Consider the following 14,981-nt stretch of genomic DNA (forward strand, 5'->3'; position numbering starts at 1 on the left):
CAAAGCACCGCCGGCCGGTGAGCACACCTCAGCCGCGGGAGAACTTGTAGGTCTTGCTGTCCGTCAGCACGCAGAAGCCGGGCGAGATCACGATGACGCGCAGGACGCCGCTGCGCCGGTCGTAGTCGATGCCCTCCGCCTCGAAGGTGCCCGAGCAGGAACTGCGCAGCGGCAGCTGACGCAGCGCCGTGACATGCCCGGAGACGTCCGCGGAGCCGCTGGGCGCGGCCGACAGGTCGATCTGCAGCAGCGGCTTGGTCATGCCGAAGAGGCTGCCGTCCGGGTCGTCCGAGGAGCACAGCAGGGTGGTCGGTCCGGAGAAGTCGCACCCCTGCACGTCGCGCACGGCATGATCCAGACGGACCGTCGCGGCCTGCGGGAGGTTCGCCGCGGGCGAGGTGCTCCGGTTCTCGCCCGGGGTCGGGAAGACCAGCAGGCGGGTCATCGTCCCCCACTCGCCCGACAGCATCCACTGGCCGTCGGGGGAGATCGCGACCCAGGAGTTGTTCAGCGCCTCGCCGGGGCCGAGCGCGTGGACGTACTCCGACCATGCGCCGCCGGGCGACTGCACCCGGAACATCTTCGAGGTGCCGGAGTCCTGCTGGTAGGGCTCGACGTAGTAGCCCGCGTAGGAGGCGTCGGGGTCGCCGACGTGGTTCCAGCCGCGGCTGGAGACGCCGAACGGGATGGTGCCGATGCCGGTGTAGTGGTTGGGGCTGTTCGCGGGGACCTCCACCGAGGTCAGGCCCTGGCTCTCGGTCAGCGGGTCGGCACGGTCCGAGCCGGTCTCGGTCCAGTTGTCGGCCGCGGAGGCCGGGGCGGGCACGGCGAGGGACACGACGGCGGCGGTGGCGAGGGTGACGAGTCCGGCGAGGACTGTGTGACAACGTTGCCGGGCGGGCGCGGGCATGGCCGACTCCTCGGACGAGGGGGGTGGGGACACGGGCCGTACGGAGACACAGCGTGAGGGGGCGGGGACACTCGGTCGGCGGACAGTCTGGCGTGGCGCGATGGTCATGTACAGACCAATACAGCAACATGAGCGTGAACTCTCACGGCCCGCGAGATCGCGCTGTACGGTCTCGGCAGGAGATACGGCGCTGCGCGCACCCCCGCACGGCGCGGTGGTTCCGGGCGCACGTCCGTCGCCGTGTTGAGCGATGGTGGAGGTAGCGGGCGCAGGCGTCGGAGAGTCGGGTGTGAGAGCGGTAGAGCAAGGGGAGTCGGCACGGGGGACGACGTGCCGTGCGGACGGGCGAAGGCGGTGCGTGGCATGAGTGCAGCCGAGGCTGCGGCGGCCGAGGGCGGCGAGCCCACGCGCGGACCGATGCGGCCGGGCGGTCTCCTCGACGTGCTCGGCGTGGCCTCGGTGGTGCTGGACACCGACGGCCGGATCGTGCTGTGGAGCCCCCAGGCGGAGGAGCTGTTCGGCTACACCGCGCAGGAGGCCCTCGGCGAGTACGCCGCCCGGCTGATGGTCCACGAGCGGCATTTGGAGCTGGTCGGCAAGCTCTTCGCCGACGTGCTGCGCACCGGGGAGAGCTGGGCGGGCGGCTTCCCGGTCCGGCACAAGGACGGCAGCACCCGGGTGGTGGAGTTCCGCAACATGCGGCTGCTGGACGACCGAGGTGACGTGTACGCGCTCGGGCTCGCCGCCGACCAGTCGACCGTACGGCGGCTGGAGCAGGACGTGGCGCTGTCCGAGCGGATGGTGAAGCAGTCACCGATCGGATACGCCGTCCTGGACACCGGGCTGCGGTTCGTCTCGGTCAACCCCGCGCTGGAGAAGATCAACGGGGTGCCCGCCGCCGAGCACATCGGACGGACGCTGCGCCAGGTGCTGCCGATGCTGGACTCCACCACCGTGGAAGCGGGCGCCCTGCGGGTGCTGGAGACCGGCGTGCCCGTGATCGACGACACGCTGGTCGGCCGTACCCCCGCCGACCCGGACGAGGACCACACCTGGGCGCACTCGCTGTACCGGCTCGAGGACACCATGGGCAATGTGCTCGGCGTGGCGGTCTCGGTCGTCGACATCACCGAGCAGCACCGGGCCTCCGTGGAGGCGGAGGCCGCCCGGCGCCGGCTCGCGGTCGTCGCCGACGCCTCCGCCCGGATCGGTACGACGCTGGAGCTGGAGCGCACCGCCTGCGAACTGGCCGAGGTCGCCGTCCCGGAACTCGCCGACGTGGCCGCCGTGGACCTGCTGGACGCGGTGGTGGAGGGCCGGCCCAGCACGCTGGGACCGCTGGAGTCGGCGGTGATCCGGGCCCTCGCGCTACGGCCCCAGGACGGCTCTGACGCGGTGCGGGCCGCCGATCCGCCCGGCCGGATCGCCCGGTACGCTCCCGACCGGCTGGTCACCGAGTGCGTCCGCACGGGTGAGGCGGTGCTGGTGCCGCAGGTGAAGGACGAGGACCTCCCCCGGATCGCCCGCTCCCCCGAGGCGGCGGAACTGCTCGGCCGGGCCGGCCTGCACTCGTACCTCGCGGTGCCGCTCATCGCGCGCGGCGAGGTGTTGGGCGCCCTCGACCTCAAACGCACCCGCAACCCGGCGCCGTTCGGCGAGGACGACGTGCTGCTCGCCCGGGAGCTGGCCGCCCGCGCGGCCGTGCAGATCGACAACGCCCGCTGGTACCAGAACGCCCGCAACACCGCGCTCACGCTGCAGCGCAGCCTGCTGCCCAGCCACCCACCGGTCACGACCGGCCTGGAGGTGGCCTCCCGCTACCAGCCGGCCGGGGCGACCAGCGAGGTCGGCGGCGACTGGTTCGACGTGATCCCGCTGGAGGGCGACAGGACCGCGCTCGTGGTGGGCGACGTGATGGGCAGCGGCATCAGCGCCGCCGCGACCATGGGCCGGCTGCGTACGGCGACCACCACGCTGGCCGCGCTCGGCCTCGACCCGGCGCAGCTGCTGGAGCACCTGGACAAGACGACCTCGGCCCTGGACCACTCGATCGCGACCTGTGTCTACGCCGTCCACGACCCGCATCTGCGCCAGTGCCGCATCGCCAACGCCGGCCATCTGCCGCCGGTCCGGGTCCGGCCGGGCCGGCCGCCGGAACTGCTCGACCTGCCCACCGGGGTGCCGCTGGGGGTGGGCGGGGTCGAGTTCCGCACCGTCACCGTCGACTTCGAGCCCGGTGACGAGCTGGTGTTCTACACCGACGGACTGGTGGAGACCCGCTGCCACTCGCTGGACGAGCGCCTGGACTTCCTGCTGTCCCAGCTCGACGACCCCGCGCGCCCCTTGGAGGAGGCCTGCGACCTCCTCCTGCGGGCCCTGCACCACCCGGACAACCACGACGACGTGGCGTTGCTCATCGCCCGGGCACAGCAGCTGCCGTGACGGTCACGGGGGGACGCCGACGACCACGTGCGCGTACCGCTCGTCCGACACCGCCAGCCGGGTCGTCAGGCCCGCGTCGGTGAAGGCCCGCACGGCGGCCGGTGCCTGGTGCTCGCCGGTCTCGGAGAGGAGGCAGCCGCCGGGCGCGAGCCAGTCGGGCGCCCCCGCGGCCACCCGGCGCAGGACGTCGAGGCCGTCGGCGCCGCCGTCCAGGGCGACCAGCGGCTCGTGCTCGCGGGCCTCGGCCGGCAGCAGGGGCACCTCGGCGGTGGGGACGTAGGGCACGTTGGCCGTGAGAACGCCGACCCGGCCGCGCAGCGCGGCGGGCAGGGCGTCGTACAGGTCGCCTTGGTGGGCCCGGCCGCCGAAGGGGGCGAGATTGCGGCGGGCACAGCGCACGGCGGCCGGGTCGATGTCGGCGGCGTGCACCTCCACGCCGTCGAGGGCGGCGGCGAGGGCCGCGGCGAGCGCGCCGGAACCACAGCACAGGTCCACGACCACGGCCGCGTCCCGGGCCGCGGCGAGCGCCTGGTCGACCAGGAACTCGGTACGGCGGCGGGGCACGAACACCCCGGGCTCCACGGCGATGCGCCGCCCGTGGAACTCGGCCCAGCCGAGAACGTGTTCGAGCGGGAACCCGGCGGCGCGCCGGTCCACCATCGAGGACAGTTCCCCGGCGGTACGGGCGGTGGCGAGGATCAACTCCGCCTCGTCCTCGGCGAAGACGCATCCGGCGGCGCGCAACGCCGAGACGACGGCGGCGGCGGACGGAGCAGAAGAGGGCGCGGAAGAGGGAGCAGAAGATACAGGCGGTACAGGAGCTACAGGCCGCGCAGGAGGTACCGGCGGCACAGGAGGCACGGAGGGCATGGAGGCCGAGAGCCTTTCGCGAGCGCGAGACGTGCAGGGCGCTCCCGCGGTCACCGCTGCCGGTGCGCCGCGCTGTCCTGAGGGATGAGCACCCCGGCTGACACAGCGGTGATGGATCCCACCTCCTCGGCGATCGGGGCCGCACCGTGCGCGACCGGACGGCCACCATACCCCAACGCCCGCGCCCGGCCGTCACGGTGGAAAACCGGGTGACGCGGCGCCGGGTCCGTGGTTAGGCTCGCCTCGATGACCACTCATTCGATGCAGAGATCGGGGGTTCCGTCCGCGCAAGGTGAGCGCTGATGCTCCCTTCGACCGCGTACGGGGATTCCCGGCTTTCGTTGTGGCTGCGCGTGCGTCGGTACGCCGTGCCACCTTCCATGATCGAGACCGCCACCGGTCGCCGCAGCGCCGGGGACTGGGCGGGCGCCTGTGCCGCCGCCCGGTTCGACGTCGACCTCGATCTGCGTTCCGTCGCCCGTGCCCACGGCCGGGAGACCGCGGCCAGGCTCCGTGCCGACCTCCGCGGTCTCGCACCCGATCTGCTGCGCTGGCACATGCCGAGGGTCGCGCCCGACGGACTGCTCCGCCCGGGTCTGACCCTCACGCTGGCCCGGTACGAGCGGCCCGGCCGGGCCGGCCCGCTGCACCTCGTGGCCCGTACCCCGCCGTCCTGGGCGGACGCCGGCCAGCGGATCGGCCTCGCACTGTGGGACCCGGAGCAGGCGGTGTGCGGGAACCATCCGCATCCGCACCCGAACCGGCGCTACCGGCTCGACCTGCACCGCCACCTGTGGGACGCCCGCCGGGCCGCCGGCCTGCGCGACCGCGCCGGAGCCTGCGGACCTACGCCTGCGCAGGCCGATCCGCTCGGGCTCGTCCCGCCGGTCCGCGGCTGTGCCGTCGGCCGATGGGCGGCCGAGGCGGCCCTCCTGCTGGCGGCCGAGGGCCACTCCACCAGCGCCTTCGCGGTACGGCTCGGCGGCGGACGCCGACTGGCGCTGGAGCCGGCGACGGACGCGGATGGCGGCAGGCGGCCCGCCTCCTGGTCAACTCCGTTCGCCGGAAGGGGCGATGAGGGTGCGGGGGCTGTGCGGGCACTTCACCCGGCCGCCCCGGACGGTCCCGGTCCCGCCCTGCGGGTCGTGACGCAGCCTCCGCCGGGCGGCTTCTCCACCCTGCCCGTGCTGCCCGACGCGGCGACCTGGGTGCTGCCCGACCTGGAGCTGCTCCGCGCCGGGCTGCTCCGGCCGGGGCAGCTGCACCCGCTGGTGGCCGCCGCGCTGTCCCCCGGGTGGGAACCGGCCGACCCGGTGCGGGACGACGACCCGGCCGCGGGAGCACGGCGCGTCGAGTGCCGGGGAGCCACGCACCGCATCGGCCTGGTCGACGGCGCGCTGGCCCCGCTGGACCACGATCCGGCCGAGATCCGGCGCGAGGAACTGCTGGCCGCGCTCGGCGGCCCGCCGCTGCCCTGTCTGCGCGCCGTCGACGAGGCGCACCGGCGTCCGCACTGTCTGGCCGGGGCCCGGGAACGGCTGGACCACGGCGACGTCCCCGGCGCCCTGGCCGTGGTCGAGGGGCTGCTGGGCCCCGCCGCGGTGCTGCGCGACGGCCCGCTGCGGGACGAACTGGCGGCCGCCGCCGAGCGCCGCATCGCCTACGGCCTGTACCGGGCGGGCTTCACCGGCACCGGTCACACCGGCTCCGGCCTCCTCGGCACCGGCCGCGCCTCCGTCGACCGGAACACCTCCGCCGGGCGGAGCACCGCCGACGGCCGCCGCACCTCCGACGGCCGCCGCACCTCCGACGGCCGCCGCACCTCCGGCGGCCGCCGTCCCTCCCGGCGCGAGACCCGCCCGGTCACCTTCTTCTGAACCTCCCGTCCCGCTCCACGACTTCACACCACAGGTGATTCCTCCATGACCTCTGCCCTCTCCCCCGCCCTGCCCGTGGACCAGCCGGAGCCCTCCCGACTGGTCGTCGCGGACGCCCTGTTGACCCTCCTCCGGGACACCACCACCGAGCCCCGCGCCGACATCCAGCTGGAGGCGCTGACCCTGGCCGTGACCGCCGACCTGCCGGTGCTGCTGTGGGGTGAGCCCGGCATCGGCAAGACGGCGGCCCTGAACCAGCTCGCCGCCGCCCTGGACCTGCCCCTGACCACGGTGATCGCCAGCGTCCACGAGCCGTCCGACTTCTCCGGGCTGCCCGTCGTAGGAGACGATCCGGCGGTGCAGGGCGTCCCGATGGCCCCGCCGGACTGGGCGGTGCGGCTGGTGCGGGCCGGGCGCGGGCTGCTGTTCCTGGACGAGCTGTCCACCGCTCCCCCGGCGGTGCAGGCGGCCCTGCTGCGGCTCGTGCTGGAGCGGCGGATCGGCGCGCTGCGGCTGCCGGACGGCGTGCGGATCGTGGCCGCCGCCAACCCGCGGTCCTCGGCGGCCGACGGCTGGGAGCTGAGCCCGCCGCTGGCCAACCGGTTCGTGCATCTGCAGTGGGCCCACGACCACGACGTCGTCGTACGGGGCCTCGGCGGGACCTGGCCGCGGGCGACCCTGCCCCGGCTCGACCCAGGCCGGCTGTCCGAGGCCGTGGCCTTCGCCCGGCGCGCGGTGTGCGCGTTCCTCGTCGCGCGGCCGGGGCTCGTGCACCGGCTGCCCGCCGGAGAGAGCCGGCGGGGCGGTGCGTGGCCGTCGCCCCGGAGCTGGGAGGCCACGCTGCGGCTGATCGCGTTCGCGACCGCCGCCGGATCCTCGCGGGACGTGCTGTCGCTGCTGGTCAGAGGCACCGTCGGGGACGGTCCCGGCCTGGAGCTGCTGGCGATCCTGGACCGCATGGACCTGCCCGACCCCGAGACGCTGCTCGCCGACCCGGCGGGCGCCGAACTGCCCGAACGCGGAGATCTGCGGCAGGCCGTGCTGGACGGGGTGGTGGACGCGGTCCGCACCCGTCCGGAGCGGGACCGCTGGGACGCCGCCTGGGCGTTGCTGGTGCGGGCGATGGAGACCGGGGCACCGGACGTCGTGGTCGTCCCGGCGACCACGCTGGCCTCCCTGCGCCGGGAGGACTGGGACGTGCCGGCCGCGATCGAGCGGCTCGCGGGGGCGGTGTCGCTCTCCCGGCGTGCCGACGACGCCGCCCGCCGCGCCGTGCGGAGCGCCGGGGCCGGCCGATGACGGCGGACGCGCCCGGCGCGCTGGACCGCGGCAAGCTCTTCGCCGCGCGGCTGCACGCCGCCCGCGCCCGGCCGTATCTGGCGACGGCGCTGTTCGCCCTGCGGCCGGTGGAGTCCCGGCAGGTGCCGACGATGGGGGTCGACCGGTACTGGCGGTGCTACGTCTCCCCGGTGTTCGTGGACCGCACGCCGCTGGAGGAGCTGGCGGCGGTGTGGGTGCACGAGGTGGCGCACCTGCTCCGCGACCACCACGGCCGCAGCGACCGGTACGCCCGCGAGCACGGGCTGACCGGGCCCGCGGAGCGGCTGCGGATGAACATCGCCGCGGACTGCGAGATCAACGACGACGTCTACGGGACGGGGCTGGTGCGGCCCGAAGGCGCCGTCACACCGGAGCGGCTGGGGCTGTCGGACGGTGAGCTGATGGAGGACTACCTGCGGCAGTTCCGGCTCGGTCCGCAGCTGGAGCGGCTGGCCTGGCTGGACTGCGGCAGCGGCGCCGACGGGCTGGACCGGGCGTGGGAGCTGGGGCCGGAGGGCGCGTACGGGCTGAGCGAGCAGGAACGGGACGCGATCCGCTTCCGGGTGGCGCAGGGCATCAACGGCCGTCCGGGCGACGCGCCGCGGGGCTGGCGGCGGTGGGCGCGGGAGGTGTTCCATCCGCCGCAGCCGTGGCGCCAGTTGCTGGGCTCGGCGCTCCGCTCGGCGGTCTTCGCACCGGGTGCGGGCGAGGACTACCACTACGGCCGGCCGGCGCGGCGTTCGTCCGGGCTGCCCGGGGTCGTCCTGCCGAGTCTGCGGCGCAGGCCGCCCCGGGTGTGCGTGGTCGTCGACACCTCGGGCTCGGTCAGCGACGACGAACTGGGCAGCGCGCTGCTGGAGGTGACCGCGATCTGCCGGGCGGTGGGCGGGCGGCGGGACCTGGTCTCGGTGCTGTCCTGCGATGCCGCGGCCCGGGCCGTGCAGCCGCTGTGCCGTACGGAGGGCATCGAGCTGGTGGGCGGTGGCGGGACGGATCTGCGCACCGGCTTCGCCCGGGCGCTGCGGTCGCGGCCCGACGTGGTGGTGGTCCTGACCGACGGCCAGACCCCCTGGCCCGAGGCGCGCCCGGCGTGCCGCACGGTGGTGGGCCTGTTCCCCCGGTCCGGCGGCGCGTACGACGAGGACGACCCCGACTACCGGCCGGACGAACCACCACCGTGGGCACGGGTGGTGACGATCGGGGCAGCCACGGGGTGAGCGACGGGCCGGGCGCGGGACACCGGGCGGGGCCGGGGCGCGGGTGACCGGCGGAGGCGGGGGCGGGGGCGGGGTACCGGGCGGAACCGAAGGCGCGGGTGACCGGCCGGGGCGACAGCGGGACACCGGGCGGAACCGAAGGCGCGCTGACGGGCCGGGGCGGCGGCAAGGTGACGGGCCGGGCCCCCAGTGGGGTGGTGGGCCGGCAGGGAGCTCCGCCCTGCCATGGGCGTGCTCCCTGTCTCCGGTCGCGTCCGGGGTCAGACGCCGACCGTCTCCTCGACCTCTTCCTCGGCCCTTGCCGCGGCCGTCTCCGCGGCGGCCCTCTCCGCGGACTCCTCGTCGGCCGCCCGTGCCGGCTCCCGGTCGGGCCCTGCGGCGGCGGGGGTGGCCGCGGGCTCGGTCTCGGGTGCGGTTCCGGCGTGGCCGGCCGCGTGCCGGGCCTGCCGGGGCCGCTCGTACAGGGCCGCGATCCCGGTGACCACCAGGCCCACCAGCAGCCAGGCCACGAGGGTCCACACGGTGCGCGAGAGACCGTCGTCGCCGAAGTACAGCAGGCTGCGGACGCCCTCGACGAAGCCGGCGCCGTTCCAGAAGGCGTGCAGGGTGCCGAAGAAGCCGTTCTGCAGTTCGGGGCGGAACAGCCCGCCGGAGCTGGTGAAGTTGAGCATCACGAACAGCACCATCATGGTCAGCGTGGTCCACCGCTTCAGGAAGGTGTGCAGCCCGACGCCGAGGAAGAGGATGCCGGCCGCGTACAGCCAGGCCATGCCCCACACGCCCGCGAGGTCGTGGTGGGCGAGGTGGAACACCGGTCCGGCGAGCAGCGTGCCGATGCCGCTGACCGCGGCGGAGACACCGAGCGTGAGCAGTGCCCTGATCCGCATCGGCAGGGTGGCACCGGCGGCACCGAGGGCGGCGACCGAGGCGTAGGAGCCGATGCTGAGCGCGATCAGCAGGAAGAACAGGCCCTGCCCGGTGGGGTCGTCGGCGACCGGCTCGGCCACGTCGGTGATCTTCAGCGGGACGCCTTCGTGGGCGGCGACCGGTGTGAAGACCTTCTCGACGGCCGTGGCACCCATGTCGGAGGCGGCGCTCGCCACCAGCAGCTCGGGTGCCTTGGCGCTCGGCACATAGGCGCCGGTCACGTCACGGGACTTCAGCAGGCCGACGGCGTCGGCGCGGGTGGCGACCGTACGGACGTCGAGCTCGTCCCCCGCGGTGTCCTTGACCGTCTGCGCGAAGACCTTGGCCTGCGGGGCGGTGCCGACGACCGCGACCGGCAGGTGGTGCGGCTCGGGGGTGACGAAGGCCCCCATGTACGCGAGCCCCATGCCCAGGCACATCAGCAGCGGGGTGATCAGGTGCGTGAGCACATGGCGCAGGGCCGGTGACCTCATCGCGTGCGACCTCCAATGGTTGGCTTATACAACTTTCGGTTCAAGTTGTACTATACAACTAGAACGCCGGAGGAGGTAATCCCGTGAGCGCAGCGGAGTCGGCCGTCGAGACGATCCAGCGCGAGATGACGATCTTCGCCCGCCGGGCCCGCGCGTCGGCGGGACGCATGCACCCCGAGCTGTCGCTGGTGTCGTACACGCTTCTCGGCCACCTCGAGGAGCGTGGTGGCTGCCGGGCGACGGACCTGGCGGCGCACTACGCCCTGGACAAGTCCACGGTGAGCCGCCAGGTCGCCGCGCTGGAGCGGTCCGGGCTGATCGAGCGCCGGCCGGACCCGGAGGACGCCCGGGTGCAGGTGCTGCATCTGACGGAGGCCGGTGAGGAGATCCTCGCCCAGGTCACCCGCAGCCGCCGGGCCGCCTTCCGGGAGCGGCTCGCGGACTGGCCGGAGGAGGACCTGGTGCGGTTCGCGGCCTATCTGGAGCGCTACAACGCGGACCCGGGCGGGGCCGGCGCCGGCTGACGGAGCCGGGCCGGCCTCCCGGCTACGGCACCGGCACCGCCGCCCTGTCGTCGGTCAGCCGCTCGGGCGTCTTCGCGGCGAGGAACGCCGTGCGCAGACGCAGCCGGAAGCCGAGGGACTCGTAGAGCCGGATGGCACCGGTGTTCCGCGCGCCGGTGTGCAGGAACGGGGTCTCGCCCCGCTCCCGGATGCCGTGCGCGACGGCCAGGACGAGCCGGGTGGCCAGTCCCTCGCCGCGGAAGGCCGGGTCGGTGCAGACGGCGCTGATCTCGGTCCAGCCCGGCGGGTGCAGCCGCTCCCCCGCCATGGCGATCAGCGCGCCCTCGCGGCGGATGCCCAGGTAGGTGCCGAGTTCGATGGTGCGCGGCAGGAAGGGGCCGGGCTGGGTGCGCTCCACCAGGTCCATCATCTCGGGTACGTCCGCCGGGCCGAGCCGGACCGCCTCCGGGTCCGGGGCGGCGGCGAGGCCGTCGTCCACCAGCTGCACGCCGTCGACGCGGAAGGTCACCTCCCAGCCGTCCGGGACCTGCCCGCGGAAACCGGGCAGCGGCACCTCGGCGCCGGGGCCGGCCAGCGCCGCGAGGTCGTCCCAGTCCCGCGCGTCCGGCTCGTCGGGCAGCGCGAGCCACGGGGAGACGTCGACGGGGTAGCGCAGCACCCGGCCGCGCCGCTCGGCGAAGCGGGCGTGCGGGCCGGTCAGCGAGGCGAGGGCGGGGTTGTCGAGGAGGTGCGGGGTGTCTGCGGCACCGCTGCCGGGGCCGCCCGGAAGGGTCGGGCGGCTCACCCCGTCACCTCGGTCACGGTCCTGGAGTTGTACGCCTTGGGCATCCTCGTTCCACACTCCTTTCGTACGGGTGCCGGCGCACCACCGCCGGCACCGATCGCCAAGGAGCGGCGGCGAGCCGGTATTCCCGGCCCCGGGAAGACTTCGTACGGCCGCAACAATCCGCCCGGCGACCTGGGACGGAGCATCCGGAACGACAGCGTACGGTTGAAGCATGAACGTCACGCGAGGCTTCACGGGCCGCCCGCGCGTCCACCACCCCGGACTGCTGCCGGGGCAGTACGACGCGGGCGACGACTGGCCCGTCCTGTCCGCCGAGGTCACCCCCGACCTCGCGGCCACCGACTGGTCCTTCCGCATCGACGGCCTGGCCGAGCGGCCGCACACCTGGGACTGGGCCGCGGCACACGCGCTGCCGGCCTCGGCGTACGCCGGCGACATCCACTGCGTGACCGGCTGGTCGAAGTTCGGCGTGCGGTTCGGCGGCGTCTCGCTGGACGCGTTCCTCGATGTGGTCCGGCCCCATGGGTCGGCCACCCATGCGCTGGCCCGCTCCCACACCGGCTACACCACGAACCTGCCGCTCGCCGACCTCACCGGCGGGCGGGCCTGGATCGCCTGGGAGTGCGACGGGGAGCCGCTGCCGCCCGAACACGGCGGTCCGGCGCGGCTGCTGGTGCCCCATCTGTACTTCTGGAAGAGCGCCAAGTGGATCGCGGGCATCACCCTCCTCGACCACGACGAGCAGGGCTTCTGGGAGCACAACGGCTACCACGCGCGCGGCAACCCGTGGGAGGAGCAGCGGTACTCCGGTGACTGAGACGGTGACGACGCAGACGACCGCCTCCGCGGCGCGTTTCGCGGTGCCGGGCCGCATCGCCGTGAGCGGCCAGGTGGCCACGGAGTGGCAGACCGCCACGCTGACGGAGATCCGGCGCGAGACACCGCACGCGGCCACGTTCCGGCTCGCGGTGCCGCACTGGGCGGGGCATCTGCCCGGCCAGCATCTGATGCTGCGGCTGACCGCGCCGGACGGGTACACCGCGCAGCGCCACTACTCGATCGCCTCGGCGCCGGACGACTCGGGGCACATCGAGCTGACCTTGGACCACGTTCCGGACGGCGAGGTCTCGGGCTGGTTCCACACGGTCGCGCGCCCCGGTGACACGGTGCAGGTGCGCGGCCCGCTGAGCGGGTTCTTCGCCTGGCCCGGCGACCGGCCCGCCCTGCTGCTCGGCGCCGGCTCCGGCGTCGTACCGCTGATGTCCATGGTGCGGCACCACCGGGCGCGCCGCCTGAGCGTGCCGCTGCGCATGCTGGTGTCCGCGCGCAGCCCCGAGGAGCTGTTCTACGCGGGGGAGCTGGGCGCAGAGACGGCGCCCGTGTTCACCCGCAGCGCCCCCGCCGGGACGCCGGTGGGACGTATGGCGGCCGCACATGTGGCGCCGCTCCTGGCCGAGCAGCCATCCGGTGGGTGGGAGGCCTATGTGTGCGGGTCCAACGGGTTCGCCGAGCACGCCTCCCGGCTGCTGGTCGCGGCGGGCCAGCCGGTGGACCGGATCCGCATCGAGCGCTTCGGCTGAGCTTCCCGCGCTCGGGTCGCGCGGCGGGGCCGACCGCGCGATCGTGGGGCGCATGGCGCGTTCCGCGCTTCAGAAGGGCCTGAACTCGCGGGCAACAGCGTGAGCGAGGGACGCCGTACGGGGTACGAGACGGATGTGGACGCTCGTGTGCGTGAGCGGCGGCGGGGGTGACGGGCCGGTGCTCCGGCTCGTCCGGCTCTCCGGCTCCGGCGGCGGCGAGGAGGTGGACATGCGTACCCGGGTGCGTGGCTGGCGCTGGCGGCGCAATCCGCTGCGGCGCCGGTCGGACGTGGTGGAGGCATGGACGGTGCTGGTCGTGGCCGTCCTGCTGTGTGTCGTCGTCCCCCTGGCCGGAGTGGCCGCCGGGCTGCACGCCCATGACCAGGCCCGCGCGCTGGCGGCGACGGAGCGGGCCACCCGCCACCAGGTGCGGGCCCTGGTCGTCGGCGACCCGCCGGAGCGGCTGACCGCGATGAAGGGCGACCGCGAGCACCCCTACCGCGCCCAGGTCCGCTGGACCGAGCCGGGCAAGGGGCAGCGGACCGCGTGGGCCCGGGTGCCGTCGGGGACGCACACCGGTGACACGGTCCCGGTGTGGTTCGACTCCCGGGGCCGCAACGTCCTGCCGCCGCCGGACGGCGCGGCCGTCTGGCAGCACGCGATCACCGTCGGCCTGAGCGCGGTGGGCGGCGCGGCGGCCGTCGTCCTCCTGGGGCACGCGATCGAACGCCGCATCGCCCTGCGCCACCGGCTGGCCGAGTGGGAGCGGGAGTGGGCCCGGACGGGGCCGAGGTGGACCCAGCCGCGCGCGTGATCGCGGGGTGGCCGGCCGCCGGGTGACGCCGGTCGGTCCCTCGGTGGGCCGATCGTCCGGCGGCGGTGAGGGGTCCGCCGCACGGCGGGCAGGCACTGTGGGCACGCACCGGGACCACGCACTGTGGCACGCACCGGGGAGCAAGCGCTTACCAGGACCCTGGTCAGGCCCGCGATCGCCCACGTACGGTGAGCGGACGCAGTCTCCCTCCACCAAGGCGGTCGCAGATGGCCCTGTTCGACCTTCCTCTCGATGAACTCCGCGCCCACCGCAGCGAATCCACCGAGCCCGAGGACTTCGACGCCTTCTGGGACAAGACCCTGCAGCAGGCGCGCGAGCACGGTCTGGACGCCCGGTTCGAGCCGGTGGAGACCGGGCTGTCCACGGTCGAGGTGTACGACGTGACGTTCGCCGGGTTCGGCGGCCACCCCGTCAAGGGCTGGCTGCGGCTGCCCGCCGGCGCCACCGAACCGCTCCCGCTGGTCGTGGAGTTCATCGGGTACGGCGGCGGGCGCGGACTCCCCCACGAGAACCTGCTGTGGTCCTCCACCGGCCGGGCGCACTTCACGATGGACACCCGCGGACAGGGCAGCGCCTGGGGCGCCGGCGGCGGCACGGCGGACCCGGTGGGCGCGGCGCCCGCGTACCCCGGATTCATGACGCGGGGCATCGACGCGCCCGAGAACTACTACTACCGCCGCGTGTACACGGACGCCGTGCGCGCGGTCGAGGCGGCCCGCTCGCACCCGCTGACCGACGCGACGCGCACGGTGGTCCTCGGCGCGAGCCAGGGCGGTGGCATCACCCTCGCCGTCGGCGGTCTGGTCCCGGACCTGGTCGCGGTCGCCCCGGACGTGCCGTTCCTGTGCGACTTCCCGCGCGCGACGACGCTGACGGACCGTCACCCCTACCGTGAGATAGGCCTGTTCCTCAAGACGCACCGGGGCCGCGCGGCGGAGGTGCGGCGCACGCTGTCCTACTTCGACGCTGTCCACTTCGCCGCGCGCGGCCGGGCCCCGGCCCTGTTCTCGGCGGCTCTGGAGGACCAGACCTGCCCGCCGTCGACGGTGTACGCGGCGTTCAACGCCTGGGCGCACGACGACAAGGCCATCGAGGTGTACGACTTCAACGACCACGAGGGCGGCGGCCCCTTCCACGAGGCGCGGAAGGTGCGCTGGCTGGACTCGTACGCCTGACCGCGCCCGAGCGGGCACCGGCCCTTCCCTCCAGTCCGACCAGT

Annotated in this window: 13 protein-coding genes; 9 read left to right on the forward strand and 4 right to left on the reverse strand. The window is 74.7% G+C overall.

Features of this window, described 5'->3' with window-relative positions; translation table 11 throughout:
* Positions 1 to 28 precede the first annotated feature (28 nt).
* Positions 29 to 910, reverse strand: coding sequence for a hypothetical protein (locus tag AB0N17_RS20620; protein WP_366012839.1), 882 nt, complete (start codon positions 908 to 910; stop codon positions 29 to 31).
* 363 nt (positions 911 to 1,273) lie between these two features.
* Between AB0N17_RS20620 and AB0N17_RS20625 the strand changes: the two genes are divergently transcribed.
* Positions 1,274 to 3,352 (forward strand): SpoIIE family protein phosphatase, encoded by a 2,079-nt coding sequence (locus AB0N17_RS20625; RefSeq protein WP_366012840.1) that lies wholly within the window; start codon positions 1,274 to 1,276, stop codon positions 3,350 to 3,352.
* 3 nt (positions 3,353 to 3,355) lie between these two features.
* Here the strand turns inward: AB0N17_RS20625 and AB0N17_RS20630 are convergent, their stop codons facing one another.
* A complete protein-coding gene (locus tag AB0N17_RS20630; protein ID WP_366012841.1) occupies positions 3,356 to 4,222 on the reverse strand; it encodes a putative protein N(5)-glutamine methyltransferase in 867 nt (288 codons plus the stop codon).
* Between the two features lie 302 nt (positions 4,223 to 4,524).
* Between AB0N17_RS20630 and AB0N17_RS20635 the strand changes: the two genes are divergently transcribed.
* The 3 genes from AB0N17_RS20635 to AB0N17_RS20645 are packed head-to-tail and all read left to right on the forward strand — an operon-like array spanning position 4,525 to position 8,636.
* Positions 4,525 to 6,099, forward strand: coding sequence for a hypothetical protein (locus AB0N17_RS20635; protein ID WP_366012842.1), 1,575 nt, complete (start codon positions 4,525 to 4,527; stop codon positions 6,097 to 6,099).
* A 45-nt stretch (positions 6,100 to 6,144) separates the two neighbouring features.
* A complete protein-coding gene (locus AB0N17_RS20640) occupies positions 6,145 to 7,398 on the forward strand; it encodes an AAA family ATPase (RefSeq protein ID WP_366012844.1) in 1,254 nt (417 codons plus the stop codon).
* Complete coding sequence (locus AB0N17_RS20645) at positions 7,395 to 8,636, forward strand: VWA-like domain-containing protein (RefSeq protein WP_366012846.1); 1,242 nt, start codon at positions 7,395 to 7,397, stop codon at positions 8,634 to 8,636. The genes AB0N17_RS20640 and AB0N17_RS20645 overlap by 4 nt, the downstream gene beginning before the upstream one ends.
* Before the next feature lie 260 nt (positions 8,637 to 8,896).
* On the opposite strand, the gene AB0N17_RS20650 is transcribed toward AB0N17_RS20645, so the two are convergent.
* Positions 8,897 to 10,036, reverse strand: coding sequence for a hypothetical protein (locus AB0N17_RS20650; protein ID WP_366012847.1), 1,140 nt, complete (start codon positions 10,034 to 10,036; stop codon positions 8,897 to 8,899).
* A gap of 125 nt (positions 10,037 to 10,161) precedes the next feature.
* On the opposite strand from AB0N17_RS20650, the gene AB0N17_RS20655 reads away from it, so the two are divergent.
* Complete coding sequence (locus AB0N17_RS20655) at positions 10,162 to 10,560, forward strand: MarR family winged helix-turn-helix transcriptional regulator (RefSeq protein ID WP_366012964.1); 399 nt, start codon at positions 10,162 to 10,164, stop codon at positions 10,558 to 10,560.
* Positions 10,561 to 10,582: 22 nt separating this feature from the next.
* Here AB0N17_RS20655 and AB0N17_RS20660 read toward each other — a convergent pair whose 3' ends face one another.
* Entirely contained in the window at positions 10,583 to 11,344 is a 762-nt protein-coding gene (locus AB0N17_RS20660) for a GNAT family N-acetyltransferase (RefSeq protein WP_366012848.1), read from the reverse strand.
* A gap of 214 nt (positions 11,345 to 11,558) precedes the next feature.
* Between AB0N17_RS20660 and AB0N17_RS20665 the strand changes: the two genes are divergently transcribed.
* The 4 genes from AB0N17_RS20665 to AB0N17_RS20680 all read left to right on the forward strand — a co-directional run bounded on the left by AB0N17_RS20665 (position 11,559) and on the right by AB0N17_RS20680 (position 14,937).
* Positions 11,559 to 12,164, forward strand: coding sequence for a molybdopterin-dependent oxidoreductase (locus AB0N17_RS20665; RefSeq protein ID WP_366012849.1), 606 nt, complete (start codon positions 11,559 to 11,561; stop codon positions 12,162 to 12,164).
* A gap of 43 nt (positions 12,165 to 12,207) precedes the next feature.
* Positions 12,208 to 12,927: a ferredoxin reductase gene (locus tag AB0N17_RS20670; protein ID WP_366012965.1), complete on the forward strand. Its 720-nt coding sequence runs from the start codon at positions 12,208 to 12,210 to the stop codon at positions 12,925 to 12,927.
* 151 nt (positions 12,928 to 13,078) lie between these two features.
* Positions 13,079 to 13,741 (forward strand): hypothetical protein, encoded by a 663-nt coding sequence (locus tag AB0N17_RS20675; protein ID WP_366012850.1) that lies wholly within the window; start codon positions 13,079 to 13,081, stop codon positions 13,739 to 13,741.
* 227 nt (positions 13,742 to 13,968) lie between these two features.
* A complete protein-coding gene (locus tag AB0N17_RS20680) occupies positions 13,969 to 14,937 on the forward strand; it encodes an acetylxylan esterase (RefSeq protein ID WP_366012851.1) in 969 nt (322 codons plus the stop codon).
* Positions 14,938 to 14,981: the final 44 nt, after the last annotated feature.

The sequence above is a fragment of the Streptomyces sp. NPDC051133 genome (assembly GCF_040682635.1).
Lineage (GTDB): Bacteria > Actinomycetota > Actinomycetes > Streptomycetales > Streptomycetaceae > Streptomyces.

Excerpts from the sequence above, each read along its gene's own strand:
- AB0N17_RS20630 (WP_366012841.1), bottom strand. The coding sequence starts at position 4,222 with ATGCCCTCCGTGCCTCCTGTGCCGCCGGTACCTCCTGCGCGGCCTGTA.
- AB0N17_RS20620 (WP_366012839.1), bottom strand. The coding sequence starts at position 910 with ATGCCCGCGCCCGCCCGGCAACGTTGTCACACAGTCCTCGCCGGACTC.
- AB0N17_RS20635 (WP_366012842.1), top strand. The coding sequence starts at position 4,525 with ATGCTCCCTTCGACCGCGTACGGGGATTCCCGGCTTTCGTTGTGGCTG.
- AB0N17_RS20650 (WP_366012847.1), bottom strand. The coding sequence starts at position 10,036 with ATGAGGTCACCGGCCCTGCGCCATGTGCTCACGCACCTGATCACCCCG.
- AB0N17_RS20645 (WP_366012846.1), top strand. The coding sequence starts at position 7,395 with ATGACGGCGGACGCGCCCGGCGCGCTGGACCGCGGCAAGCTCTTCGCC.
- AB0N17_RS20640 (WP_366012844.1), top strand. The coding sequence starts at position 6,145 with ATGACCTCTGCCCTCTCCCCCGCCCTGCCCGTGGACCAGCCGGAGCCC.
- AB0N17_RS20625 (WP_366012840.1), top strand. The coding sequence starts at position 1,274 with ATGAGTGCAGCCGAGGCTGCGGCGGCCGAGGGCGGCGAGCCCACGCGC.
- AB0N17_RS20655 (WP_366012964.1), top strand. The coding sequence starts at position 10,162 with ATGACGATCTTCGCCCGCCGGGCCCGCGCGTCGGCGGGACGCATGCAC.
- AB0N17_RS20665 (WP_366012849.1), top strand. The coding sequence starts at position 11,559 with ATGAACGTCACGCGAGGCTTCACGGGCCGCCCGCGCGTCCACCACCCC.
- AB0N17_RS20680 (WP_366012851.1), top strand. The coding sequence starts at position 13,969 with ATGGCCCTGTTCGACCTTCCTCTCGATGAACTCCGCGCCCACCGCAGC.